This window comes from Nonomuraea sp. NPDC003201, from assembly GCF_053590415.1.
This window is the reverse complement of the sequence record NZ_JBSFTC010000171.1, coordinates 1-23711: the sequence shown is the minus strand read 5'-3', so window position 1 is coordinate 23711 and position 23711 is coordinate 1. Positions and strand designations below refer to the sequence as shown.

The following is a 23711-nucleotide window of genomic DNA, read 5'->3' as shown; positions in this document are numbered from 1 at the left end:
ACGCAGACGTCCCGCGAGGTTTACGAGCCAGGAAGCCGTCCCGCGCTCGTAATGAGCGCACGGTCGAGAGCCCGCTAGAGACGGGATTCCTGGAGACGATCGGGATCACCCGGTGGCTGCGACAAGATCGCAATGCCGGACTGTCCGAATCCTGATTGACGGGCAGGGATCAACCGGACGATAGTGTGACAGGTGGCTGGACCCCGGTTGATCTCCTGCGTTCTCGCCCTGGCAACCCTCACGCTCAGCGCGTGCTCCTCGGCGTTACCGTCCCCGACCGGAGGCGAGCCGAAGGTGAGCGGGGTGGCCGGCGGCAACGGCGGCGGCGTGCCCGCCGGCGGCGGCACGGCGGCGCAAACCCCGAGCCCGGCCGCGCTCACGGCCGAGGCCTACAAGGGCGAGCTCCAGAGCAGGCACAAGGCGATGGCGGACGCCATCAGCGCCCTGGCGGGCGCGCGCGGGGTCAAGGCCCTGGACCAGCGCGTCGGCCGCGCTGAGCAGGCGCTGAGCGGGGCGGCGGACGCGCTGGCCGCCATCACCCCACCCGACGCCGTACGGCCCCAGCACGACGCGTACGTGGCCAGCCTGCGCGACTTCGCCGGCGAGCTCGGCTCCACGGCGGGCAAGGTCGGCGCGCGGAACCTGTGCACGTCCTCGGCCGTCCTCATCGACCTCGACGCCAAGCTGGACGCGCTCGACAAGGCGGGCGCGGCCCTGCAGAGCGCCGGCGACTACCCGGCCGACGTCGTGAGCGTGAAGGCCGGCAAGAAGCAGACCAGGCGGCTGAAGAACGGCTCGTTCATCAAGAGGGCCACCTTCAACGGCCGCAGCTCGCTGGAGATCGACAACGGCGGCACCCGCGACTCCGTGGTGACCATCATGAAGGGCGGGAGCAAGTCCTTCAGCGTGTACGTGCGCAAGAACGCCAAGTTCAAGGTCAAGGGCGTGCGCGACGGCAGCTACAAGGTCTACTTCACGCACGGCGTGGACTGGGACGGCAAGAGCAAGTCGTTCACGCGTAACTGCAGCTTCGAGAGGTTCCAGAAGTCGGTGAAGTTCAAGACGACCTTCACCGCCACGCAGATCCGCTGGCACGACTGGCGGATCACGCTCCACGCGATCGCGGGCGGCAACGCCCGCACCTCGCCCGTGGACCCCGACGACTTCCCGGGCTGACCCGCGGATCCGGACCGCAGGACGCGTGAAGGCCGCACACCCCCACCGGTGCGCGGCCCTCGTCGCGGCCCTGTCGCGATCAGGTCGAGAACAGCATGCCCACCCAGCTGCGCTGCCGGTGGTGGTGGCCGCCGTAGTGGCCGCCGCCGTGCGGGGCGCCCCAGGCCGGGCCGGGGGCGGGGGGCGGCGGGGGAGAGGTGTGGTACTGGGTCTCCATCCGGGTCAGCGTCTCGAGCTCGCCGTAGTCGAGGAAGATCCCGCGGCAGTTGTCGCACTGCTCGATGTGAACGCCGTTGCGCTCATAGGTTCGCATGTTCCCGCGGCACTTGGGGCACTGCATCTAGGTCGCTCTCCTTGGCTTCGAGGTCTCGGGTTGAAACCTACCGCGCGCAACCCCGTCACGCTCGGACGATTCTGTTGCACGACTCAACCAACGAATGCTCGACCTCGTCCAGTTCCCGGCCCTCGCGCTCGGCGTTGACCACGGCCACCGCGGCGAGCTGAACGGTCAGCGCCCTGGCCGGCACGTCGAGCCGCCGCCACGGGTCGTCGCCCCGGCCGAGCGCGGGCCCGCCGGAGGCCAGGTAGGCCCCCAGGAACCGCTCCCAGACGGCCGGGTCGAGCAGCCCGGCGGCGTACCAGGCGGCCGGCCTGGCCAGGTCCCACGCCGGATCGCCGACGCCCAGGTCGTCGACGTCGATGAGCAGCCAGCCGTCGCGGTGGACGAGCTGGCCCAGATGCCAGTCGCCGTGCGTGAGCAGGCCGGGCAGCGGGTCGGGCAGCGGGTCGGGGTCGGGCAGCTCCTCGAAGGTCCGCCTGATGAGCTGCTCCACCGGGCCGTCGCCGGTCATCCGGCCCACCGCCCTGGCGGCCCGCGCCGGCCCTCCGGCGGCGGGCAGGCCGGGCAGTAGGGTGAGGGGGACGGCGTGCAGCCTGGCCAGCAGCCGGGCGCCCTCCTCCCACGGCGCGGAGTCCGGGTCCTCCTGCGCGACCGGCCGGCCGGCGGGCCAGACCGTCACCGCGCGGCCCGCTACCGCCAGCACCTGGGGGTCGAGCGGGGCCAGCATCACCCCGGTCACCGCGGCCGACGCCGCGCCCCGCAGCCGGATCCGCAACGACTCCACGTCGTCACGCTGCGAGTGGGCCTTGACCACGACCTCGCCTCTACGTAACACCACGACGTCCGTACGCGTCGGATGCAGCACGGGCTCGCCCGTCCCCCCGTACGCCCCGGCGATCCCCGCCAGGTCCTCCTCCAGACTCACTGCTACAGACTAGGGGGCATGAGGATCGGTTTCGCAGTGCCCCAGTCAGGCCCATGGGCGACCCCGGAGAACATGCGCCGCGTCGCCAGGCGGGCGGAGGAGCTCGGCTACCACGAGCTGTGGACGTTCCAGCGGCTGCTGTACCCCGTCGGGCACCCGATGGGGCCGACGTACCGCAGCGTGCACGACCCGCTGATCACGCTGGCCCACCTCGCGGGCGTGACGGAGCGGATCCGGCTCGGCGTGGCCGTCGTCAACGCGTACGTGCAGCCGGTCGTGCTGGCCAAGCAGCTGGCCACGCTCCAGACCGTGTCCGGCGGGCGGCTCACGGCGGGGCTCGGCCTGGGCTGGCTGCCGGAGGAGTTCGAGGCGGCGGGCGTCGGCATGGAGCGGCGGGGGCGCAGGGGCGAGGAGTTCGTCGAGGTGCTGCGCGAGGCCTGGGCCGACGACGTGGTCGAGCACCACGGCGAGTTCTACCGGATCCCGCCGTCCCACATCGACCCCAAGCCCGTGCCGGGGCCGCCGCCGATCCTGCTGGGCGGCACCGCCGAGGTCGCGCTGCGCCGCGCCGCCCGGCTGGCCGACGGGTGGGTCAGCTCCAGCAGGGAGGACCTGTCCGCGATCGCCGCGCGGGTCGGGCTCATCAAGGAGACGCTGGCGGAGTCGGGGCGCGACGCGGCCGCGTTCCGGTTCGTCTGCCGCGGCGTCACGCAGGTCCGGGCGGCCGGCGACCGGCCCTTGACGGGCACGTACGACAAGATCAGGAGTGACGTGGACGCGCTGGCCGCCAGTGGCGTGACGGACGTCTTCCACGACCTCAACTTCGACCGCGAGTTCGTCACGCTCGACGCCGAGGAGGCGATGCGCCGGGCCGAGGAGGCGCTGGAGGCGCTGGCTCCCTAACCCCAGCCGCCGTACGGGACCGTGATGATCTCCAGGTTGTGGCCGTTGGGGTCGGACCAGTAGAGGCCGCGGCCGCCGTCGTGGGTGTTGATCCGCTCCGGCTGCGTGTGGTGCGGATCGGCCCAGTACGTCAGGCCGCGGCTCTTGATCCGGTCCCAGATCTGGTCGAACTCCTCCTCGCCGACCAGGAACGCGTAATGCTGCGGCTCCACGGCCTCACCCGCCTGGACGACGTCGAGCGAGACGTCGTTGCCGAGCGAGACGACGCGGAACGGCCCGTACACGGGCGCGGGCTCCAGGCCGAGGACGTCCACGAGGAACGCGGCGGTCTCGTCCCTGTCCTTCGCCTGCACGATGGTGTGGTTCAGCTGGACGGACATACCAGCAGGCTACGTCAGGGGCCGGAGCCCGCGCAGTCGCAGCGCCTCCCCGGCCACCGCGTGGCGCAGCTCGCGGATGCCGTCCCGCCCGCGTACGGGGTGGACGGCGTTCGTCAGCAGCACCACGGTCAGCCCGCGGGCGGGATCGACCACCAGCGAGGTGCCGGTGAAGCCGGAATGCCCGAAGGCGCCGGTCAGAGGCCCCACGATGGCCGGGTCGCCGATCCGCACGCCCAGCCCGTGCCGGAAGGGGGCGCCCTCTGCCCCCTGGTCGCGCAGCATCTCGGCCACGCTCCCCGGGCGCAGCACCCCACCGCCCTGCCGGATTGCGGCCAGCCGCAGCGCCTCGCCGAAGGCCAGCAGGTCCCCGGCCGTGGCGAACACCCCCGCGTGCCCCGCCACGCCGCCCAGCGCGTACGCCGTCTCGTCGTGGACCTCCCCGCGCACGCAGCCCGGCCCGGTCCGCTCCGGCTTCCACTCGGTGGCGGCGACCCGCGCGAAAGCGGCGGCCCGCGCAAGCGGGGCGGCCCGAGACGGCGTGGCGGGCCGAGACGGCGCTGTGGGCCGGTAGCCGGTGTCGGGCAGGCCGAGCACGTCCGTGACCCGGGCGCGGACCAGCGCGTCGAGCGGCGCGCCGCCCGCCAGCTCGGCGACCCGGCCGGCGATGACCAGGCCGACGTCGCTGTAGAGGTACGGGCCGCCGACCGGATGGGCGATCGGCGTGCGCAGCATGGCCTCCATGCGTTCGGAGGCGTCCGCGCCGGGCAGCTCCAGGTCGATGCGGCGGGTCGGGGGCAGGCCCGCCGTGTGCGTGAGCAGGCGGCGCGGCGTGACCCTCGGGTCGTGCCCCGGAATCCAGGCGGCCACCGGCTCGTCCAGGCCGATCGCGCCCTCCTCGGCCAGCGAGAGCAGCACGGCCGTGGTGAAGAGCTTGCTGATCGAGGCCAGGTCGAAGATCGAGTCGCGGCCGGCGGGCGGGCGCTCCGCGGCCAGGGTCCCCTCGGCGTCGGCGTAGCGTACGAGCTCGCCGGTGGCGGCCGCGGCGGCCACGCAGCCGTCCACGGCGATCAGCGCGACCGCGGCGGGGCACACGCGCGGCACCGCGCCCGCCAGGACCGCCCCCAGCCGGTCGGTCATCCCCGTTCCCCTCAGCCGCTCAGCGCGTCGCTGAGGCGCTCCCCGTGTGACTCCAGCAGCGCTCGTGCCCCCTCCGCGTCGAGCCCGTGCTGGATCATCAGCACGGCGATCTTCGCCTGCCCGCCGGCCGCGTCCAGCGCGGTCTCGGCCGTCTCCAGGTCGGCGCCGGTGATGTCGCTGACCATGCGCAGCGCGCGCCCGGCCAGCTTGTTGTTCATCGCCGACATCTCGATCATCTTGTTGCCGTAGGTGCGGCCGAGCTTGACCATCGAGATCGTGGAGATCATGTTGAGCACGAGCTTCTGGGCCGTGCCCGCCTTGAGCCGGGTCGAGCCGGTCACCACCTCGGGTCCCACGACCACCTCGATCGCGTGCTCGGCGGCGGCCGACAGCGGCGCGCCGTCGTTGCACGACAGGCCGACGGTGAGCGCGCCCCGGGAGGCCGCCTCCGCCAGCGCGCCCAGGACGAAAGGAGCCCGGCCGCTGGCGGACACGCCCACCACCGAGTCGAGCGGTCCCACCTCCAGGTCCTTCAACGCGGCGGCGCCGGCCTCGGCGTCGTCCTCCGCCCCCTCGACCGATCGGGTGAGCGCCTCGGGCCCGCCGGCGATGATGCCCTGCACCAGCGACGGATCGGTGCCGAACGTGGGCGGGCACTCGCTGGCGTCGAGCACGGCCAGCCGCCCGGACGTGCCGGCCCCGACGTAAAGCAGCCTGCCGCCCTCTGCCATCCTGGCGGAGATCGCGTCGACGGCGGCCGAGATCGCCGGGATGACCACCGCGACGGCGGCGGGCACGGCGGCATCGGCCTGGTTCATGAGCCGGGCGATCTGCTCGGTCGGCAGCCGGTCGATCTGGCTGTAGCGGGGATCGCTCTGCTCGGTGGACAGCTCGGGTAGCGGATCAATCATGACGCTAATTTCCACCCTCTCCTTCACACTTGTAAATATCTTTCAGACAATGGCTTTCATGCCATATGTACGCATCGGAGCCGAACGGCTGGCCGTGGATACCGCACTCGCGGGCGGAACCCGCCTCGGCCTGATCACGAACCCCACCGGAGTCCTGCCCGATCTCACCCCCACCGCGGACGCGCTGCAGGCCGCAGGATTGAACCTGACGGCCCTGTTCGGCCCCGAGCACGGCATGCGCGGCACCGCCCAGGCGGCCGGCAGCGAGGCCGACACGGTGGACGAGAGGACCGGGCTGCCGGTCTTCGACACGCACAAGCTCGAGGGCGAGGCGCTCGACCGGACGATCGCGGGGTCGGGCGTGGACACGCTGGTGTTCGACATCGCCGACGTGGGCACGCGCTTCTACACCTACGTCTGGACGATGTACGACCTGATGGCGTCGGCCGCCCGGCTCGGGCTGAGGTTCGTGGTCCTGGACCGGCCCAACCCGCTCGGCGGGACCGTCCAGGAGGGGCCGGCGCTCGACCCGGCGTTCGCGAGCTTCGTGGGCCGCTTCCCGCTGCCGGTCCGGCACGGCAGGACGGCGGGGGAGCTGGCCACGCTGTTCGGGTTCGACGTGGAGCTGCGCGTGATCGAGATGGAGGGCTGGCGGCGCGACATGACGTTCGCCGAGACGGGGCTGCCGTGGGTGATGCCCTCGGTCAACATGCCGACCCCGGACACCGCGCTGGTCTACCCCGGCACGGGCCTCTTCGAGGGCACGAACTTCTCCGAGGGGCGCGGCACGACCAGGCCGTTCGAGCTGATCGGCGCCCCGTACGCCGACGAGCGGTTCGCCCCGGCGCTGGCCGCGCTGGACCTGCCGGGCGTGCGGTTCAGGGAGACGTGGTTCATGCCCACGTTCCACAAGCACGCGGGCGTCGCCGTGCGCGGCGTCCAGCTCCACGTGCACGACCGCGAGGCGTTCAGGCCCGTCCTGACGGGCCTGTCCATGCTGTACACGGCCCGCACCCTCTACCCGGACGACCTGCGCTGGTGGGGCCCCGACCTGTTCATGGACCACCTGTGGGGCTCCGACACGCTGACCCGCTGCCTGGACGCCGGCGAGGACCCCCGGGGCCTGTGCCCGCCGCCGGGAAAGCCGGAAGGACGACTCATCTACGACTGACATCACACCAGATCGCGCCGGTAGAGCCAGAAGACGCGTTCCGCTCGCGCGCCCACGGCGTGCGAGTAGAACCGCAACGGCCCCACCCACCCGATCTGGGCGCTGGACTGTCCAGCGGCCCGCTGGTCGGCCAGGCACCTGCGCAGCAGCACCCGTCCGACGCCGAGCCCGCGGGCGTCCGGGGAGGTCCCCATGGGCCCGAACCAGCCCGGCCGGGCGCCCCAGGCGGCGAAGCCCAGGACGTGACCGTCGCGCTCGGCGTAGTGCAGGCCGGCCGCGTGGGCGGCCTCCCAGGCCCAGCGCTCGTTCCACTGCTCACGGACGAACGCGGCGACGTGCGCGCGGGCCGGGTGGTCCGCGGTGTCGCCGGCCGCGTGCACGCGCACGCCGGACCGCTCCAGCCGCTCCAGGTCGTCCTCCACGGACAGGTCGGCGCTCAGGTCGGCCGTCATGTTCCAGGCGACGTCGTAGCGGTGGTAGCCGAGGCTCTCGGCCAGGCAGGCGGCCGCGGTGTAGCGGACGTCGATGCCCGGCCAGACGTAGCACGGCGGGTTGCCGGCGAAGCGCGACTGCCGCGCGCCCTGGCCCTTGAGCCATTCCTCGGCGGCCCGCACCAGCGCCCGCCCGCGCCCCTGTCCCTGCGCGGAGGGGTGCACGGCCAGCAGGTCGATGTGCCCCACCGCCGGATCCGTGCCCGACACGGACGCCATCACCACGCCGCCGTCGGTGGCCAGCGCGCTCCAGCGCCGATCCGAAGGCGGGCGCGACAGGTAGCCGACCAGGCCGGCGGCCTCGGCGGCGTCCAGCGTCAGGGCGGCGGCGGCGACCTCGGCCGCCTCGGCGACCCCGGCCCCGTCAATGGATCCGGCGGCGGACGTGAAGGTCCGCACGGCGTGGGACATCACACCTCGCTCATCGGGCGGGCGATCACGCTGCGGCGCTCGGGGTAGAAGCACGCGTGCTCCTGCGGCACCCCTTCCGTCAGCTGCAGCAGCGGCCGCTCGCTCGTGCACCGCTCGCCCCTGAACGGGCAGCGGCGGGCGAACAGGCAGCCCTCGTCCGACTGGCTCTCGTCCAGCGACTCCAGCGGCGTCACCGGCTGCTCGCCGGGCACCTCCAGGCCGTGCAGCACCGGGATCGCCGACAGCAGCGACTGCGTGTACGGGTGCACGGGGTCGGAGATGACCGTGTCCACCGCGCCGCGCTCGACGACCTGGCCGCGGTAGATGACGTACAGCTCGCCGTCGTCACCGATGTAGCGGGCCGTGGCCACGTCGTGGGTGATGAACAGCACGCTCACGCCGAGCCGCTCGCGCAGGTCCTTCAGCAGCGCCAGGATGCCCAGCCGCAGCGACACGTCGATCATGGAGACGGCCTCGTCGGCGACGAGCATCTCCGGGTCGACGGTCAGCGCGCGGGCGATGACCACGCGCTGCCGCATGCCGCCGGACAGCTGGTGCGGGTAGCGCGACAGCACCGTGCCCGGGTCGAGGCCCACCAGCGACAGCACCTCGGCCGCCCGCTCCTCGACCCACGACCGCGACCGCCCGGTCTGCCCGGCCCGCAGGGACAGCGGGGCGAACAGGGTCTGGTGGACGGTCCTGGTCGGGTTCAGGGCCGAGTACGGGTCCTGGTGGATCATCTGGATCTTGCGGAAGTGCGGCTGGCGCTGCTTCTGCTTGAGCGGTGACATGGAGACGCCGTCGATCAGGATCTCGCCCTCGTCGTACGTCTCCAGCCCGGCGATGATCCGGCCCAGCGTGGTCTTGCCGCACCCGGACTCGCCGATGAACGAGGCCGCGCCGCCCTTCGGGATCGCGAAGTCCACGCCGCGCAGGGCGCGCACCTCGCGGGCGCCGAGCATCTTGCCCCGCTGCTTGAACGTCTTGACGACGCCGGTCCCAGTGATCATGCGTGCTCCTTCACGTTCGCGGTCACGGCGTGGCAGGCCACGACCCGCGACCCGTCGGCGACCGCGAGAGGATCGACGGTGTCGCAGACGTCCATGCGCAGCGCGCAGCGCTCCCTGAACACGCACCCCTCCTTCGGCACGGTCGCCAGCGTCGGCGGCCGGCCGGGCAGCGCCCTGGCCTCGTCGATGTCGCCGACGAGCCGGGGGATGGCCTGGATCAGGCCCCTGGTGTACGGGTGCCGCGGCGCGCCGAGCACCTCCCTGGTGGGGCCCTGCTCGACCAGCCGCCCGCCGTACATGACGGCCAGCCGGTCGGCGACCTCGGCCACCACGCCGATGTCGTGCGTGATGACGAGGGTGGTGAGGCCGCGCTCCGCGTGCACCTCGCGGACGATCTTCAGGATGTTCGCCTGCGTGATCATGTCGAGGGCGGTCGTCGGCTCGTCCAGCACCACCAGGTGGGCGTTGAGGACCAGCGCCAGCATGATGCCGACCCGCTGGCGCATGCCGCCGGACAGCTCGTGCTGGTGCGAGTCGAGCACCCGGGCCCCGTCGAGGCCCATCCGGGACAGCAGCTCCTTGGCCTCGCGCACCAGGCCGCGCAGGTCCTCGACGCCGTGCGAGCGGCCCAGGTCGAGCAGTTGCTTGCCGACCGTCTTGAGCGGGTTCAGGGAGTTCTGGGCGGCCTGGAAGACGTACCCGATGTGCTTGCCCCTGGCCTTGCGCAGGTGCTCGCCCTTCAGGCCGACCACGTCGCCGAGCCCGTCGATCTCGACGCTGCCCGCCGAGATCCTGCCCGGGGGCTGGACGGCGTTGAGCAGCGACAGGGCCATCGTCGACTTGCCCGAACCGGACTCGCCGACGATGCCGGTGATCGAGCCCGGCTCCAGGGTCAGGTTGACGTCCCTGACGGCGGGCAGCTCTCCCGCGGGGGTCTTGTAGACGACCGTGAGGCCGTCGATGCGCACTCCCGGCGCTTTCTGAGTCACGCGGCCTCCGGCCACCTGACTCGGAGCGCTGTATCCGATGGTGCCCTCGCTTCGCTCGGTCACGCCTACTCCTCCCGCAGCCGGGGGTTGAAGATCTCGTCCATGGCGTCCACCACGAGCACGATGGCCAGCGTCAGCAACAGGATCGCCAGCAGCGGCCCGATGAGGAAGCCCAGCGCGCTCGGCACCTGGAGCGCGGCGGAACGGAACACGGCCGTGTTGAGCATCTGCCCCCAGTTGTTCGACTCGTACGGCAGCACGCCCAGGAAGAACAGGCCGACCTGCGCGTAGACGCCGCCGGTGACCGCGATGAGCATGTTCATCGCGATGTACGGCGCCATGCTCGGCAGCAGCTCCTTGCCCACGATGTGCCTGGTGGGCAGGCCGAGCCCGCGCGCCGCCTCGATGAAGCCCCGCTCGCGCAGCGACAGCGTCTGCGAGCGCACCGCCCGCGCCACGCCTCCCCAGCTGAGGAGCCCCAGCACCAGGCCCATCTGGATCGCGCTGCTGAACTTCCACACCGTGGACAGCACCAGCAGCAGCGGCAGGCCGGGGATGGTCAGCTTCATGTCGGTGAGCCGCATGAGCACGTTGTCCCAGCGGCCCCGCTTGAAGCCGGAGAACAGCCCGATGCCGGCGCCCACGACCACGGTGATGACCGCGGTCACCAGGGCGGCCAGCAGCACGTACCGCGACCCGGTGACCACCAGGGCGATCACGTCCCGGCCCTGGTCGTCGGTGCCGAGCCAGTGCTCCCAGCTCGGCGGCTTGGTGATCTGGGTCGGGTCGAGGGGCAGCTGGGCGGGGTAGAACATCGGCCCGAACACGCCCATGAAGACGAACCCGAGCACGAGCACCGCGCCCACCATGCGGCTGGGCTTGCGCTTCATGACCCGCCAGACGCCCGCCCAGAAGTTGCGGCGCATGGCGGCGCTGGTCGAAGAGCTCTCCAGCAGGACACTCATGACGACACCTCCTCCCCGCTGCGGACCCGCGGGTCGATCGCGGAGTAGAACAGGTCGGCGAGGATGTTCGCCACGATGATGGACGCCGTGATGAGCAGGAAGGCCCCGCCCATCAGCGCGTAGTCACGCATGGTGATGCTGTCGAGCAGCAACAGCCCGAGTCCCGGGTAGTTGAAGATCCGTTCGATGAACACCGCGCCGCCGAGCAGCAGGCCGAGCGACAGCGCGAGGATCGTGAACAGCGGCAGGATCGCGTTGCGCGCGATGTAGCGGAAGATGATCGACCGCTTCATCCCGCGCAGCTCCGCCGCCAGGATGAAGTCGTCGCCGAGCACCGTCACCACGCTCGACTTCATCGCCAGGATCCATCCGCCGTAGGACGCCAGCGCGTACGTCAGCACCGGCAGCACCGCGTGCTGGGCCAGCGAGCCGATGTAGCCGGCGTTGAACCCGGGCTCGAACAGGATGTCCACGGGCCCGTCGGCCGGCAGGATCGGGATCAGCGTCGCGAAGACGGCGCCGAGCAGCAGCCCCAGCACGTACTGCGGGATGCCGTGCAGCAGCGATCCCGAGACGGCCAGGATGTCGCCGAGCTTGCCGGAGCGCTTGATGGCCGCGTAGACGCCCATCAGGACGCCGATCAGGAAGCTGAGCAGCGTTCCGATCAGCACCGGTAGAACGGTCCACTTGGCCGCCTCGCCCAGCACCTGGGTGACCGGCGCGCCCGCGTGGGTGATCGACTGGCCCAGGTCGAAGCGGAGCAGGCCCGACATGTACTGGACGTACTGCTCCCACAGCGAGCCCCTGGGCTGGAACCCGTAGAGCACGCGCGTCGCCTGCTCGGCTGCCTGCTGATCCATGCCCTGCTGGATCAGCTTCTGGACGTTCGCGGCCACCGGGTCGCCGGGAATGCTCCTGACGATGAAGAAGCTGATCGTGGCTACGACGAGGATCATGACGACCCCGCGGGCCAGGTGGCCCGCGAGTCGCCGTGCGATTACTACCATAGGCTCTTCTCTACTGCTTCGCCTTGATGAGACCCAGCTGGATCCAGACGCCGGCGTTCAGGCGGAGCAGGTCACTGTCCTGCTCCGGCCAGCCGGTGAAGCGGCTGGTGTTGGTGAACTGCGTGTTCACGTAGTCCCAGAGCTGGATCGCCGGCAGGTCCTGGTTGGCCGTCTTGGCGAGCTGCGCCATGATCGGCTTGGCCTCCTCGGGAGTGGCCGCGTTCAGCTTGGCCGTGAGCTCGCCCGGGTTGACCTTGCCCACGCCCTCGACGTCGATCTCCTCCGCGCTGCCCATCCAGTTGCCGCCCTTGCCGGGCGCGCTGTGCGCGACCTTGCCGGCGATGTTGGTCCAGCCGTTGGAGGCGCCGTAGAGGCGCTGGAAGATGTCGTACGGCGCGGGGCCGAGCGCCAGCAGCCAGAAGCCGACGTCGTACTTGCCGGCCGCGAGCTCCTCCAGGTAGACGGGGTAGTCGGCGACGGTCACGACCTCGGCGTCAACGCCGCCGGCGATGAGCTGGCTCTTGATGTTCTCCTCGGCGGAGATCCAGTCGGAGAACGTCGCGGGCGCGCGCATGCTGACCTTCCACGGCGAGCCGTCGGCCAGCGTCCACTTGCCGCCTGTCTTCTTCAGACCGGCCGCCTTGAACTCCTCCTCCGCCTTGGCCACGTCGTGCTTGTACGGGTTCAGGCTCGCCAGCTCGGAGCCGATCCACTCCTGGGCCGGCTTCTGGTGGATGCCGGAGGTGGTCACGGCGGGCGTGCCGCCCTCGGGCGAGGCCACCTTGGTCACCTGGTCGCGGTCGATCAGGTAGGCCAGGCCGCGCCGCACGTGCACGTTGTCGTACGGCTTCTTCGACTGGTTGAAGCCCATGCCGACGGCCACCGGGGAGAAGCCCCTGATGACGTTGGAGCCGGGGGCGTTCTTGATCCGGGTCATGACGTCGGAAGGCATGGCGGTGAAGCCGGCCTGGTCGAGCTTGCCCGCGCTCAGGTAGTTCCAGATCTGCTCGTTGCCGTTGTAGTTGAGGAGCTTCACCTGGGCCGGCGCGACGTTCGCGGCGTTGTAGAAGTTCTTGTTCTTGACCAGCAGCGCCTCGCCGGGGTTGACCCGCTCCAGCGTGAAGGGGCCGGCCGAGACGTCCTTCGGCGGCGCGAACGCGAGCACCTTCTGGCCGATGGCGAGGATCTCCTCGCGGGCCTTGTCGGCGTCGGCGCCGGTTTCCCTGGCGGCCTTCAGCTTGTCCCAGAAGTCGGCCGGCAGCAGGCTGCTCCAGACGTGCGCGGGCACGACCCAGTTGTCCATGATGCCGCGAGCGAACTTCATGCTCGGGTTCTTCATGTCCTGGGAGACCTTGACGGTCTTCTGGTCGACCACCTGGACGTCGGACGCCACGCCCGCCGCGCCCGGCGTGACCGCGAACGCGGTGCTGCCGGTGGTGGAGGCCAGCCCGAGAGAGAGCTTGACGTCGTCGGCCGTCACCGGCTTGCCGTCGGACCACTTGGCGTTCGGCTGGATGTGGAGGGTGATCGAGGAGTTGTCGGGAGCGATCTCCCAACTGGCGGCGATGCCTGGGTAGAACTGGTTCGGGTCGGTCAGGTGGTTCTTGATCCAACCCAGCTTCATCGCGTTGTAACCCAGGAAAGAGTTGCCCTTGGGCGCCCATGGGTTGGCCGGGCCGCTCGCGTCGAGGCCGGGCTTGAGCACGTCGATCGTGGTGAAGAGCCCGCCCCCGCCGCCCGAGCCGCCGGAACTGTTGGTGGAACCACCGCTGCACGCCGCTGTCGCGGTGGCAAGGCCCAGCAACGCTACTACCGCTGCCAGTCGTTTCATTTGCCGCTCCGGGGAGATGTCGGACCTGTCGAAGATCTCTGCAGGGATTGACCGGACACTACGATCGTGCCTGATCCGCGTCAATAATCTCCAGAGGTTGTGAGGCTAATGTAACTTTCCTTCATCAGTGTGCGGAGTGGAGCTAAGCGCCGTCAAGTAAAACGTCATTCCATTACCAAGACGGCAGCCCCTCTGACCTGGTCGTTTGCCAGATCGGTGAGCGCCTGGGCGGCCTGCCCGAACGGGTAGAGGCTCGTCGTCACGCGTGGCGGGTGTGCCAGCGCCAGCTCCAGATAGGCACGCCCATCGGCCCTGGTGTTGGCCGTGACGCTGCGGAGTGTGCGCTCCTGGAAGAGGTGCCTGTCGTAGTTCAGGACGGGCACGTCCGTCAGGTGGATGCCGGCGATGGCCAGCGTGCCGCCACGGTCGAGCGCTTCGAGCGCTGCTGGAACCAGGGTACCTACCGGCGCAAATAGGATGGCCGCGTCCAGTGGCTCCGGCGGTTCGTCCCCGGCGGAGGCGGCTCCCAGCTCCAGCGCGAGCGCCCTGGAGGCCGCGGATCTGGTCACCGCGTGCACGACCGCGCCCCGGGCGATGGCGGCCTGCGCGGTCAGGTGGGCCGACGCGCCGAATCCGTAGATCCCCAGCCGCCCGCCCGGCGGCAGGTCGCAGCGCAGCAGCGCCCGGTAGCCGATGATCCCGGCGCACAGCAGCGGCGCCAGCCGCTCGGCGGGCACGTCGGCGGGCAGCGGATAGACGTAGTCGCGGGGCGCGGTGAGGTATTCGGCGTACCCGCCGTCGGCGTCCCACCCCGTGTAGGCCGAGGAGGGGCACAGGTTCTCCGTGCCCCTCAGGCAGTATTTGCACGCGCCGCAGGTGGAGCGCAGCCAGGCCACGCCCACCCGCTCGCCCGTGCCCTCGACGCGCCCGACGACCTGGTGGCCGGGCGTGGTACGCGGCCGGCGCGGCAGGAGGTCTCCCTCCGCCAGGTGCAGGTCGGTACGGCACACGCCGCACGCCTCGACCCGTACCAGCACCTCGCCCGGGCCCGGCTCGGGCACGTCCCGCTCGACCTGCTCCAGCGGCCGCGTCGCCATCGGCCCCGGCTCGGCCACGACCCACGCCCGCATGGTCACGACAGCCTGGCGTGCGCGAGCGTGGCGTAGAGCGCGGCGCCGTCGGACAGGACGGCGTCGTCGAAGACCGCCTCGGGGGAGTGGTTGTAGGGCGCCGTGGCCGGGTCGCGGTCCGCCGGGCAGGCCCCCAGGAACACGAACGCGCCCGGCACCTCCTCCAGCACGTACGAGAAGTCCTCGGAGCCCATGATGGGCTGCGGCGACACGAAATACCGCCCCGGGCCGAACAGCTCGTCGGCCGTCTTACCCACGAACGCCGCCTCGCCGTCGTCGTTCACCGTCACCGGATAGCCCATCCCGAACGACGCCTCGACCTCCAGGCCGTGCGCCGCCGCGATGCCCCGCACGACCTCCACCAGCCTGCGCTTGACCTTCGTCCGGTTGTCCTTGCTGAACGTGCGCACCGTGGCCTCGAACCTGGCCTCGTCGGGGATCACGTTGTCCGCCGACCCGCCGTGGAAGCTGCCCACCGTCACCACGACCGGGTCGAACACGTCGAACCCCCTGGTCACCATGGTCTGCAGCGCCGTCACCATCTCGCAGCCCGCCGCGATCGGGTCCAGCGCCCGGTGCGGGCTGGAGCCGTGCCCGCCGCGCCCCTTGACCGTCACGATGAACGTGTCCGCCGCCGCCATGATCGGCCCCGGCCGGGACGCGAACAGCCCCGGCGGCAACATCGCCGACACCACGTGCATCCCGTACGCCGCCACGGGCCGCGCGCCCGCCGCGTCCAGCACACCCTCGGCGATCATGTGCTTGGCGCCCTCGTAACCCTCCTCGCCCGGCTGGAACATGAAGATGACGTCACCGGCCAGCTCCTCCCGCCGCGCGCTCAGCAGCCGCGCCGCCCCCGCCAGCATCGCGGTGTGCAGGTCGTGGCCGCACGCGTGCATCTGGCCGGGGAGCTGGGAGACGTACGGCAGATCGTTCTTCTCGGCCACGGGAAGCGCGTCCATGTCCCCGCGCAGCAGCACGGCCGGGCCCGGCCTGCCGCCCCTCAGCACGGCGGTGACGGAGCTGAGCTCGGTGCCCGTCTTCACCTCCAGCGGCAGCCCGTCCAACGCGGCCAGGACCTTCTCCTGCGTGCGCGGCAGGTGCAGGCCGAGCTCCGGGGTGGTGTGCAACGAGTGCCTGAGCTGGATGAGGTCGTCCCGCATGTCACGGGCGGATTCAGTGAAGGACATGAAGAACATTGTTCATCCACCGGGCGGGAAGTCGATAAGGCGCGCTCGGTACGATGTGCGTGTGACTCAGCGTAAACGGATCGACTCCTGGTTGTCCGACATGGACGGCGTTCTCGTCCACGAGGGTCGTCCGATCCCCGGTGCGGACGAATTCATCAAGCGGCTCAGAGAGTCGGACAAGAAGTTCAGGGTGCTGACGAACAACTCGATCTACACCCAGCGCGACCTGTCGGCGCGCCTGGCCGGGGCGGGCCTCGAGGTGCCACCCGAGTCCATCTGGACCTCCGCGCTGGCCACCGCCCAGTTCCTCGACGACCAGCGCGCGGGCGGCTCGGCGTACGTCATCGGCGAGGCGGGCCTGACGACGGCGCTGCACGAGGTCGGCTACGTGCTCACCGACCTCGACCCCGACTACGTCGTGCTCGGCGAGACGCGCACCTACAGCTTCACGCAGATCACCCGGGCCATCCGCCTCATCGAGGGCGGCGCCCGCTTCATCGCCACCAACCCCGACCCCATCGGCCCCTCCACCGAGGGCTCCCTGCCGGCCTGTGGCGCCGTGGCCGCCCTCATCACCAAGGCCGCCGGCGTCGCCCCCTACTTCGTCGGCAAGCCCAACCCCCGCATGATGCGCAGCGCCCTCAACGAGATCGAGGGCCACAGCGAGACGACCGCCATGATCGGTGACCGCATGGACACCGACATCGTGTCGGGCATGGAGGCGGGCCTGTTCACGATCCTGGTCCTCACGGGCGTGACCCAGCGCGACGAGATCGACCGCTTCCCCTACCGTCCCTCGCTGGTGGTCGACTCGGTCGCCGACCTCATCGACCTCATCTGAACCTGACTCCTTCTGACAGGTACGGGTGGCACCCTTGGACGCCATGACCCGCGTTTACCTGGAGATCGGCCCGAAAAAGGTGTTCGCCTGCTCGCTCGACTGGCCCGGCTGGTGCCGGGTCGCCAAGGGCGAGGAGGCGGCCCTCGACCTGCTCATGGAGTACGTCCCCCGGTACGGCGCGGTGGCCGCCCGGGCCGGGCTGGACTTCTCGCCGGGTGACCCGGTGGTCGTGGCCCGCATCCCGGGCAGCGACATCACGGACTTCGGCGCCCCGTACGCCGTCCCGGACCTGGACCAGGAGCCCGTGCCGGCGTCCGCGGCGGCCCGCGGCGTGGCCCTCCTCCGGGCGGCCTGGACCCTGTTCGACGAGACCGCCGCCACCTCGCCCGAGGACCTGCGCAAGGGCCCGCGCGGAGGCGGCCGCGACCTGTCGGGGGTGGTCAGGCACGTGGAGGAGGCCGAGCGCGCCTTCGCCAGGAAGGTGGACGTGCGGCACAAGCCGTACAAGGAGCCCGGGGACCGGGACGCCATGCGGGCGGAGCTGGGCGACGTGCTGTCGCGCGCCTGGGAGCCGCCCCAGACGACCGGCTGGCCGCCCCGCTACGCGCTGCGCCGCATCGCCTGGCACGTCATCGACCACCTCTGGGAGATCGAGGACCGCCGCTGACACCCTTGCCTGGCGGCCCGGGCAAAGAATCGGCCCCTATTTCTTTGAGGTCTGGCCAAATCACTCACCGGCTGCAACCATATGGTGACCAAACGCGGTCGTCATCGGGGCGGTCGCACCATCAGCGAGCGCAAAGGTAAAACCCGTGGACGTACAGGCGGAGATTCGCGACTTGAAGCTCCGTGTCGATGGGCTGGAGGCGTGCGAGCGGCTCGGCGAGGCCACGCCGGGGGGCGGCGGGGAGCGGGACCTGCTCCGTGAGATCAACGACCGCGCCAAGCGCATGGAGACGCAGCTCGCGGCCATGAAGGCCGAGACGTCGATGGCCCGCACCGAGACGATCGAGCAGTTCGCGGCCGTCGACGTCGAGATCGCGGCCATCCGGCGGGAGATCCACGCCTACCGCGCCACGCCCGCCGGGGGCGACGAGGACTACGTCCCGACGCTGGTCGCCGACCAGTTCGCGAGCGTCCGGGCCGAGATCGCGCGGGAGTTCGACGCCATGCGGTCAGAGCTGCTCGATCTGGGCATCAAGCTCGATCGCCTGCTCAAGAACGACTACATGTGACGGCCGGCCGGGCCGGGGGTCCCGCTCCTCGCCCGTGACCCGCCCGAAGCCGGGCCCGGATCGGTGGTCTCCTAGGGGCCGCTTTGCCCATCGGGGGCGGGGTCCGTGAGGTCGTCGGCGCGTTCGAGGAGGGCACGCCGTTCGGCTCCCGGGCCGAGGAGGGCGGCCGCCTGGCGGAACAGCGCGGCGGCGTGGTCACGGTGACCCAGGCGGGCCGTGAGGTCGGCCTGCGCGGCGACGGCGAGCGGGTAGTCCTTCAGCGCGCCGGTGGCGAGCACCTGGTCGATCAGCGCCAGCCCGGTCGCCGGGCCGTGCGCGTAGCCGTGGGCCACGGCGCGGTTGAGGGCGATCACCGGTGAGGGGTGGATCTCCACGAGCTCGTCGTACCAGCGGGCGACGGCCCGCCAGTCCGTCGCGCCGGAGTCCGGCGCGGTCGCGTGACAGGCGGCGATGCGCGCCTGCAGGACGTAGGGGCCGTCGGCCGGCGCCGCCGCCAGCGTCTCCAGCCCTTCGCGGATCGCCGCGCGGTCCCAGCGGGCGCGGTCCTGCTTGTCGAGCGTGAGCAGGTTGCCCTGGCCGTCGCGGCGGGCCTCGCGCCGGGAGTGCTGGAACAGGAACAGCGCCAGCAGACCGGCGACCTCGGGCTGGTCCGGGAGCAGCCGGTGGAGCAGGCGGGCCAGCCGGACCGCCTCGTCGGCGAAGCCCGGCTCGCCGTCGGCGTCGTAGCCGCGGGTGAAGAGCACGTACAGGACCGCCAGCACGCCGGGCAGGCGCTCGGCCAGCGCCGGGCCGCTCGGGACGAGGTACGGGATGCCGGCGTCCGCGATCTTCGTCTTGGCCCGGGTCAGCCGCCGCGTCATGGTCGCGTGGGGGACGAGGAACGCCCGCGCGATGTCGGCGGTCGGCACCCCGCAGACGGTCCTCAGCGTGAGCGCCACCCGTGACTCCAGGGCCAGCGCGGGGTGGCAGCAGGTGAAGATCAGCCGCAGGCGGTCGTCCACGACCTCCTCCTCCGGGTCGTCCGTGGCCGGGGCGGTGAGCGTGAGCTCCGCCAGCTCGTGCAGCTTGCGGCGCTCGACGGACGCGCGGCGCAGCACGTCGGTGGCGCGGTTGCGGGCGACGGTCATGAGCCAGCCGCCGGGGTTGTCCGGCACGCCGTCCCGCGGCCACCTCTCCAGGGCCTGCGCGAGCGCCTCCTGGGCGCTGTCCTCGGCGAGCGTCCAGTCGCCGGTGACGCGGATCAGGGTGGCGACGATCCGCGTGTAGGAGTCCGCACCCACCGCCGCGACAGCCTCCGCGACAGCCTCCGCGCCGGTCCCCGCGGCGGGCTGTGCCGCCGCGGGGGGGCGTGCCGGGCGTCCCCTCGTCACTGACCGGCGAACGGCCGCAGCTCCAGCCGCCCGTACCGGGCCATCGGGTGCGCCCGCGCCACCTCGATCGCCTCGTCGAGATGGGCGCACTCGAGGATGTCGTAGCCCACGATCACCTCCCGGGTCTCGGCGAACGGCCCGTCGGAGACCAGCAGCTCGCCGTTGCGGACGCGGACCGTCGTGGCGGCCGACACCGGTCCCAGCTCGTTGCCGTCCAGCCGCCGGCCGCGGCCGTCGTTGTCGGCCACCCACTTCTCGATGTCCTCACTGCCGGTCGAGTCCGTGTCCGGTTCGGCGTCGGTGCAGACGAACATCATGTACTTCATCGATCGCTCCTTGCGTGTCGTGCTGTCACCAGCATGACGAACGGGCTCCCCGGATCCGGACACCACCCGGAACATCCCTCTCAATCCGGACTCTCTGCCCAAAGCTGACCTTAAACCCGGTAACCGCCTCCATATCGCCAACGCAGGACCAATGAAAACTTGCGCGACAACAAGGACGCCAAGCCCGTGACGTTCTCGATTTCCGCGAGGCGCGCGGCTACGCTCAAGGCTTCGTTGGGCGATTGTTCGCGTATTCCGTAGGAAAAACCTTGCTACGGAAATATGGGGTGGCAAATTGCCTGAAGGGGGACTATTAGCTTTTTGGGGGGATTAGATCGACAGTTTCACTGTCGATCCAGTCAAACTAGTTTATTTCCGGAGAAGTAGTGGCTGTTAGTGTTGGGGGCCACCGCTGGGTCAGGCGGTGGGGAGGGCAGCAGAGGTCAGGGCTCGGGAGGGCTGTCCAGCCGCTTGGCCTGATCTGCATCGATCTGATCTGCATGGCGTTCGCCGCGGCCAACGCCGGCCAGGCCGTGCCGCGCATCGCGCTGGCGGGGATCCTGGTCGTCGCGGTCGGCGGACTCGGCCACGTGTACGCGCCGCGCGTCCTGCCCTCCAGCCTGGACCGGGGCTTCTGGCTCGCCGGGGCTGGACTCGTGGGCGCGCTCATCGCGTTCCGGGAGACGGCCTCGCTCATCGTGGTCGCCCTGGTCGCGTTGCTCTTCACCTTTCTCGCCGTGTGCGGCAGAAGCGTCCTGTATTTCCTGGTCCGCCGGGCACGCCGGCGCGGCAGGGCCGCGCCCACCCTGGTGGTCGGCGCGGGGCCGCACGGTCACGGGCTGGCGCGCAACCTGCTCGCCTACCCCGAGCACGGCCTGCTCCCGCTGGGCTTCCTGGACGAGACGCCCGGCGAGGACCCGTGCGTCCCGGTGCTCGGCGGGCCCGGCGACGTCGTCCGTGTCGTCCAGGCCCACGGGGTGCGCGCGGTGGTCATCGCCGGGCAGGGGCAGCAGTCGATCGCGAGAACGGCGCGGTCGCTCGGCTGCGACGTCTACCTCGCGCCCGACCTGGGCGAGCTCATCATCGACTTCGTGACGCTGCGCGAGCACGTACGCAGCTTCCCGCTCGTGCGGATGCGCCCGGAGGCGCAGCGCGGCCTCGCCTGGCCGCTGAAGCGGGCGCTGGACATCGCGGTCGCGCTGACCGGACTCATCGTCAGCGCGCCGATCCTCGCGCTCTGCGCGGCGCTGATCCGGCTGGAGACCGGCCCCGGGGTGCTGTTCCGGCAGCGGCGCGTGGGCTACCGGGACGAGCCGCTCGAACTGATCAAGCTCCGGACGCTGAAGCCGACCGACGCGCTCGAATCCGAGACCCTGTGGACCATCGCTCACGACAGCCGGATCGGGCCGGTGGGCCGGCTGCTGCGCAAGGCCTCCTTCGACGAGCTTCCCCAGCTCTGGAACGTTCTCAGAGGGGACATGAGCATCGTCGGCCCGCGGCCCGAACGCCCGCACTTCGTCAAGAAGTTCTCCACGACGATCCCGGGTTACGGGCTGCGCCACCGGATGCCGGTCGGCATCACCGGCTGGGCCCAGATCCACGGTCTGCGCGGCGACACCTCGATCGAGGACCGCGTCCGGTTCGACAACCACTACATCGACGGGTGGACCCTCCGGGCGGATCTCAAGATCATGCTGCAGACGGTCTGGTCCCTGCTGCGGCCGGGCGGGGGCTAGGCATGCGCGCTCTCTTCCGGCGGCCCAGTCTGGCGGCCGCCGCCACCGTGCTCCTGACCTGCCTGCCGGCGGGCCGCCAGGACCTGTCCTCCGGCGTCCAGGTCACGGCCGCCGACGTGGCCTCGCTCCTGCTGATCGCCATCGCGGCGACGGTCGCGCTCGCGGGCCGGCTGACACGCCCGCTGCCCGCCCGCGCCCTGGCGTCCGCCGGTGCCGCGGCGCCTGCCCGTGCCGTGCCGGCCGCGGTGCCCGTCCGTGCCTTGGTGCTTGCTCCGGTGGCGGGCGCGGCCGGGATCGCGATGCTGGCCTCTCCCGACGTCCTGACGAGCATGCCGGGCTACGTCCGGTATCTCCAGGTGTTCGTGCTGGTCCCGCTGGCCGTCCTGGTGGCGGTCCGGGACCGTACCGACACCCTGATCGTGGGCGGGGCGCTCGTCGGGACGGCCGCCCTGCAGGGCCTGATCGGCTGCGTCCAGGCGGTCACCGGCACCGGCGCGTCGTACGCGGGGGAGCGGGTACGGGCCGTCGGCACCTTCGGCGCGCTCGACATCATGGGCATGGCGAGCGTGGTCAGCTACGGCGTGATCATCCTGCTGGCGGCGGGCCTGGCCTGGCGCGGCGGGCGCCGGGCCGCCGCGCTCGGCGGCGCCGCCCTGCTCTGCGTGCCGCTCGCCCTGTCGCTCAGCCGCGGCGCCTGGCTCGCCCTGCTGGGCGCGTCGCTGGTCGTGCTCTTCGTGCACAGCCGGGCGCTGGCGGCCAGGGTGATCCTGCTCGGCGCCGCGGCGGCGACCGTGCTGGCCCTCGGCCCGGGCGCGGCCTCGGACCCGGACCTGCTGGGGCGGCGGCTGGCCTCCATCACCTCCGTCGTCTCCCATCCCGACCAGTCGGTGAGCGACCGCTACAGCCTGTGGCTCACCGCCACGAGGATCTGGCTGGACCACCCGCTGACGGGGGTCGGGCCGCGCAGGTTCGCGGAGCTGCGCGACGCCTACGCGCCGATCGAGCTGTCGTCCGGCAGCGACACCGACGACCCGGTGAACGGCTTCCAGCGCATGCCGCTGCTCTCCCCGCACAACATGTACCTGCTGACGCTCAGCGAGCAGGGCCTGCTCGGGCTGGCCGCGCTGGGCGCGTGCCTGGGGTCCATGGCCTGGTGGGCCGTGCGGGCGGCCGTGCCGGCCGCGGCCGGGCTGCTGGCCTGGCAGGGCATCGACTTCCTCTACGGCGACGTCGGCGGACCTTCGACCGTGGTCATGTCCGTCGTCCTGGGGCTGGTCCTGTCGCTCGTCGCCCGGCCCCCGGCGACGGGATGGGCCGGCGAGGTCCCGGTCGCGCTGGGCGTGGCGCGATGACCACGTCCACATCACCGGCCACCTCGCCCATGGCGCGGGCCGTCGGCGTCACCATCCTGCTGACCGCGCTGGGCTCGCTGCTCGGCTTCGTCCGCGACCTGCTGCTGGGCCGGTTCTTCGGCGCCGACGCCGGCACCGACGCGTTCCTCGTCGCCTGGACGATCCCGGAGACCGCCGCGCCCCTGCTGATCGAGGGGGCGATGGCGTTCGTGCTGGTCCCGCTGTTCAGCCGGGCGATGGAGGCGGGCGAGGACCTGAGGGGCCTGGCGTCGTCGACGCTGCCGTACCTGTGTCTCGGGCTGCTGGCGCTGACCGCGCTGACCGTCGCGGGGGCGCCGTGGCTGGTCGAGGTGCTCGCCCCGGGCATCCGGCGGGCCGACCTCGCCGTGGACTGCATGCGGGTGGCGTCGGTGACGATCCTGACGTTCGGGCTGGCCGGGTACCTGAGCGCGGCGTTGCGGGCGCACCAGTCGTTCGCGCCGCCGGCCGCCATCTACGTGGCCTACAACCTGGGGATCGTCACCTGCGTGTGGGCCCTGCGCGACCAGGGCGCGTACGCGGCCGCGATCGGGGTGGCCGCGGGCGGGGCGGGCATGGTGCTGGCCCAGGTCCCGGCGTTCGTGCGGCGCTTCGGGGTGCCCCTGTGGCCCACGCGCGGCGTGGCGCTGCCGATGATCGCCTTCCTGCCGGTCGCGGTCTTCACGCTCGTCCGCCAGAGCCAGGTCTTCGTCGAGAGGTTCGTCGGCTCGAAGCTGGCCGAAGGATCGATCTCGCACCTCAACTACGCGCAGAAGATCGCCCAGGTGCCGATGGTCCTGTCGCTGATCGTGGCGACCGTGACCTTCCCGCAGCTCGTCCGCGCGCTCGCCGCGGGCGAGACCGCG

At 71.5% G+C, this 23711-nt stretch carries 24 protein-coding genes; 9 read left to right on the top strand and 15 right to left on the bottom strand.

The annotated features are described in order from the left end of the window. Positions 1–192 precede the first annotated feature (192 nt). The gene (locus ACWDX9_RS39585) at positions 193–1176 is read left to right on the top strand and encodes a hypothetical protein (RefSeq protein WP_449963683.1); all 984 of its coding nucleotides are present in this window, start codon (positions 193–195) and stop codon (positions 1174–1176) included. A 79-nt stretch (positions 1177–1255) separates the two neighbouring features. Here the strand turns inward: ACWDX9_RS39585 and ACWDX9_RS39580 are convergent, their stop codons facing one another. Then, positions 1256–1516 (bottom strand): TFIIB-type zinc ribbon-containing protein, encoded by a 261-nt coding sequence (locus tag ACWDX9_RS39580; protein WP_350726654.1) that lies wholly within the window; start codon positions 1514–1516, stop codon positions 1256–1258. 58 nt (positions 1517–1574) lie between these two features. Then, positions 1575–2441, bottom strand: a complete 867-nt coding sequence (locus ACWDX9_RS39575) for a phosphotransferase family protein (RefSeq protein ID WP_449963681.1) — start codon at positions 2439–2441, stop codon at positions 1575–1577. Between the two features lie 18 nt (positions 2442–2459). Here ACWDX9_RS39575 and ACWDX9_RS39570 point away from each other — a divergent pair, with 18 nt between their 5' ends. Further along, positions 2460–3344: a TIGR03619 family F420-dependent LLM class oxidoreductase gene (locus tag ACWDX9_RS39570; protein WP_449963678.1), complete on the top strand. Its 885-nt coding sequence runs from the start codon at positions 2460–2462 to the stop codon at positions 3342–3344. Here the strand turns inward: ACWDX9_RS39570 and ACWDX9_RS39565 are convergent. From ACWDX9_RS39565 to murQ, 3 genes are read right to left on the bottom strand one after another with little or no spacing between them, the layout of a single operon-like run. Further along, entirely contained in the window at positions 3341–3724 is a 384-nt protein-coding gene (locus ACWDX9_RS39565; protein ID WP_364246999.1) for a VOC family protein, read from the bottom strand. The two genes, ACWDX9_RS39570 and ACWDX9_RS39565, sit on opposite strands and share 4 nt — an antisense overlap. Before the next feature lie 9 nt (positions 3725–3733). Further along, positions 3734–4861: a serine hydrolase domain-containing protein gene (locus ACWDX9_RS39560; protein WP_449963676.1), complete on the bottom strand. Its 1128-nt coding sequence runs from the start codon at positions 4859–4861 to the stop codon at positions 3734–3736. Between the two features lie 11 nt (positions 4862–4872). After that, positions 4873–5772 (bottom strand): N-acetylmuramic acid 6-phosphate etherase, encoded by a 900-nt coding sequence (murQ, locus tag ACWDX9_RS39555; protein WP_350726664.1) that lies wholly within the window; start codon positions 5770–5772, stop codon positions 4873–4875. Positions 5773–5830: 58 nt separating this feature from the next. Between murQ and ACWDX9_RS39550 the strand changes: the two genes are divergently transcribed. Further along, positions 5831–6943, top strand: coding sequence for an exo-beta-N-acetylmuramidase NamZ family protein (locus ACWDX9_RS39550; protein WP_449963673.1), 1113 nt, complete (start codon positions 5831–5833; stop codon positions 6941–6943). Positions 6944–6945: 2 nt separating this feature from the next. On the opposite strand, the gene ACWDX9_RS39545 is transcribed toward ACWDX9_RS39550, so the two are convergent. The 8 genes from ACWDX9_RS39545 to ACWDX9_RS39510 all read right to left on the bottom strand — a co-directional run bounded on the left by ACWDX9_RS39545 (position 6946) and on the right by ACWDX9_RS39510 (position 15967). Continuing rightward, positions 6946–7845 (bottom strand): GNAT family N-acetyltransferase, encoded by a 900-nt coding sequence (locus tag ACWDX9_RS39545; RefSeq protein ID WP_449963670.1) that lies wholly within the window; start codon positions 7843–7845, stop codon positions 6946–6948. Further along, positions 7845–8855 carry an ABC transporter ATP-binding protein gene (locus ACWDX9_RS39540; protein ID WP_449963668.1) on the bottom strand — a complete coding sequence of 337 codons (1011 nt, stop codon included), beginning with the start codon at positions 8853–8855 and terminating at the stop codon, positions 7845–7847. The genes ACWDX9_RS39545 and ACWDX9_RS39540 overlap by 1 nt, the downstream gene beginning before the upstream one ends. Then, on the bottom strand, positions 8852–9907 hold the full coding sequence (locus ACWDX9_RS39535; RefSeq protein WP_449963665.1) for an ABC transporter ATP-binding protein: 1056 nt from the start codon (positions 9905–9907) through the stop codon (positions 8852–8854). Before ACWDX9_RS39535 ends, ACWDX9_RS39540 begins: the two co-directional genes overlap by 4 nt. Positions 9908–9909: 2 nt before the next feature. Then, complete coding sequence (locus tag ACWDX9_RS39530; protein ID WP_449963663.1) at positions 9910–10809, bottom strand: ABC transporter permease; 900 nt, start codon at positions 10807–10809, stop codon at positions 9910–9912. After that, on the bottom strand, positions 10806–11816 hold the full coding sequence (locus tag ACWDX9_RS39525) for an ABC transporter permease (RefSeq protein WP_449963660.1): 1011 nt from the start codon (positions 11814–11816) through the stop codon (positions 10806–10808). The genes ACWDX9_RS39530 and ACWDX9_RS39525 overlap by 4 nt, the downstream gene beginning before the upstream one ends. A gap of 10 nt (positions 11817–11826) precedes the next feature. Further along, positions 11827–13647, bottom strand: coding sequence for an ABC transporter substrate-binding protein (locus ACWDX9_RS39520; RefSeq protein ID WP_449963658.1), 1821 nt, complete (start codon positions 13645–13647; stop codon positions 11827–11829). Between the two features lie 164 nt (positions 13648–13811). Then, a complete protein-coding gene (locus ACWDX9_RS39515) occupies positions 13812–14777 on the bottom strand; it encodes a zinc-dependent alcohol dehydrogenase family protein (RefSeq protein ID WP_449963656.1) in 966 nt (321 codons plus the stop codon). A 2-nt stretch (positions 14778–14779) separates the two neighbouring features. Then, the gene (locus ACWDX9_RS39510; protein ID WP_449963653.1) at positions 14780–15967 is read right to left on the bottom strand and encodes a M20 metallopeptidase family protein; all 1188 of its coding nucleotides are present in this window, start codon (positions 15965–15967) and stop codon (positions 14780–14782) included. A 61-nt stretch (positions 15968–16028) separates the two neighbouring features. Between ACWDX9_RS39510 and ACWDX9_RS39505 the strand changes: the two genes are divergently transcribed. The 3 genes from ACWDX9_RS39505 (at position 16029) to ACWDX9_RS39495 (ending at position 18043) form a co-directional block, all read left to right on the top strand. Next, positions 16029–16808 (top strand): HAD-IIA family hydrolase, encoded by a 780-nt coding sequence (locus tag ACWDX9_RS39505; protein ID WP_449963651.1) that lies wholly within the window; start codon positions 16029–16031, stop codon positions 16806–16808. 43 nt (positions 16809–16851) lie between these two features. Further along, entirely contained in the window at positions 16852–17475 is a 624-nt protein-coding gene (locus ACWDX9_RS39500) for a hypothetical protein (RefSeq protein ID WP_449963649.1), read from the top strand. Between the two features lie 172 nt (positions 17476–17647). Then, the gene (locus tag ACWDX9_RS39495; protein WP_449963646.1) at positions 17648–18043 is read left to right on the top strand and encodes a hypothetical protein; all 396 of its coding nucleotides are present in this window, start codon (positions 17648–17650) and stop codon (positions 18041–18043) included. A 71-nt stretch (positions 18044–18114) separates the two neighbouring features. Here ACWDX9_RS39495 and ACWDX9_RS39490 read toward each other — a convergent pair whose 3' ends face one another. Together ACWDX9_RS39490 and ACWDX9_RS39485 are read right to left on the bottom strand one after the other, a co-directional pair. Then, positions 18115–19323 carry an RNA polymerase sigma factor gene (locus ACWDX9_RS39490; RefSeq protein WP_449963644.1) on the bottom strand — a complete coding sequence of 403 codons (1209 nt, stop codon included), beginning with the start codon at positions 19321–19323 and terminating at the stop codon, positions 18115–18117. A gap of 86 nt (positions 19324–19409) precedes the next feature. Continuing rightward, positions 19410–19739, bottom strand: coding sequence for a YciI family protein (locus ACWDX9_RS39485; protein WP_185073265.1), 330 nt, complete (start codon positions 19737–19739; stop codon positions 19410–19412). 500 nt (positions 19740–20239) lie between these two features. Between ACWDX9_RS39485 and ACWDX9_RS39480 the strand changes: the two genes are divergently transcribed. From ACWDX9_RS39480 to ACWDX9_RS39470, 3 genes are all read left to right on the top strand, one after another. After that, a complete protein-coding gene (locus tag ACWDX9_RS39480) occupies positions 20240–21475 on the top strand; it encodes a sugar transferase (RefSeq protein WP_449963641.1) in 1236 nt (411 codons plus the stop codon). 2 nt (positions 21476–21477) lie between these two features. Beyond that, complete coding sequence (locus ACWDX9_RS39475) at positions 21478–22827, top strand: O-antigen ligase family protein (protein WP_449963639.1); 1350 nt, start codon at positions 21478–21480, stop codon at positions 22825–22827. After that, positions 22824–23711 (top strand): lipid II flippase MurJ (locus ACWDX9_RS39470; protein ID WP_449963637.1); only part of this gene is annotated, 888 nt, incomplete at its 3' end. The genes ACWDX9_RS39475 and ACWDX9_RS39470, both read left to right, overlap by 4 nt.

Coding starts and splice junctions, on each gene's coding strand:
- ACWDX9_RS39545 (WP_449963670.1), bottom strand. CDS start 7,845: ATGTCCCACGCCGTGCGGACCTTCACGTCCGCCGCCGGATCCATTGAC.
- ACWDX9_RS39525 (WP_449963660.1), bottom strand. CDS start 11,816: ATGGTAGTAATCGCACGGCGACTCGCGGGCCACCTGGCCCGCGGGGTC.
- ACWDX9_RS39580 (WP_350726654.1), bottom strand. CDS start 1,516: ATGCAGTGCCCCAAGTGCCGCGGGAACATGCGAACCTATGAGCGCAAC.
- ACWDX9_RS39565 (WP_364246999.1), bottom strand. CDS start 3,724: ATGTCCGTCCAGCTGAACCACACCATCGTGCAGGCGAAGGACAGGGAC.
- ACWDX9_RS39530 (WP_449963663.1), bottom strand. CDS start 10,809: ATGAGTGTCCTGCTGGAGAGCTCTTCGACCAGCGCCGCCATGCGCCGC.
- ACWDX9_RS39500 (WP_449963649.1), top strand. CDS start 16,852: ATGACCCGCGTTTACCTGGAGATCGGCCCGAAAAAGGTGTTCGCCTGC.
- ACWDX9_RS39520 (WP_449963658.1), bottom strand. CDS start 13,647: ATGAAACGACTGGCAGCGGTAGTAGCGTTGCTGGGCCTTGCCACCGCG.
- ACWDX9_RS39485 (WP_185073265.1), bottom strand. CDS start 19,739: ATGAAGTACATGATGTTCGTCTGCACCGACGCCGAACCGGACACGGAC.
- ACWDX9_RS39550 (WP_449963673.1), top strand. CDS start 5,831: ATGCCATATGTACGCATCGGAGCCGAACGGCTGGCCGTGGATACCGCA.
- ACWDX9_RS39510 (WP_449963653.1), bottom strand. CDS start 15,967: ATGTCCTTCACTGAATCCGCCCGTGACATGCGGGACGACCTCATCCAG.
- ACWDX9_RS39570 (WP_449963678.1), top strand. CDS start 2,460: ATGAGGATCGGTTTCGCAGTGCCCCAGTCAGGCCCATGGGCGACCCCG.
- murQ (WP_350726664.1), bottom strand. CDS start 5,772: ATGATTGATCCGCTACCCGAGCTGTCCACCGAGCAGAGCGATCCCCGC.
- ACWDX9_RS39540 (WP_449963668.1), bottom strand. CDS start 8,855: ATGATCACTGGGACCGGCGTCGTCAAGACGTTCAAGCAGCGGGGCAAG.
- ACWDX9_RS39475 (WP_449963639.1), top strand. CDS start 21,478: ATGCGCGCTCTCTTCCGGCGGCCCAGTCTGGCGGCCGCCGCCACCGTG.
- ACWDX9_RS39560 (WP_449963676.1), bottom strand. CDS start 4,861: ATGACCGACCGGCTGGGGGCGGTCCTGGCGGGCGCGGTGCCGCGCGTG.
- ACWDX9_RS39480 (WP_449963641.1), top strand. CDS start 20,240: ATGGCGTTCGCCGCGGCCAACGCCGGCCAGGCCGTGCCGCGCATCGCG.
- ACWDX9_RS39515 (WP_449963656.1), bottom strand. CDS start 14,777: ATGCGGGCGTGGGTCGTGGCCGAGCCGGGGCCGATGGCGACGCGGCCG.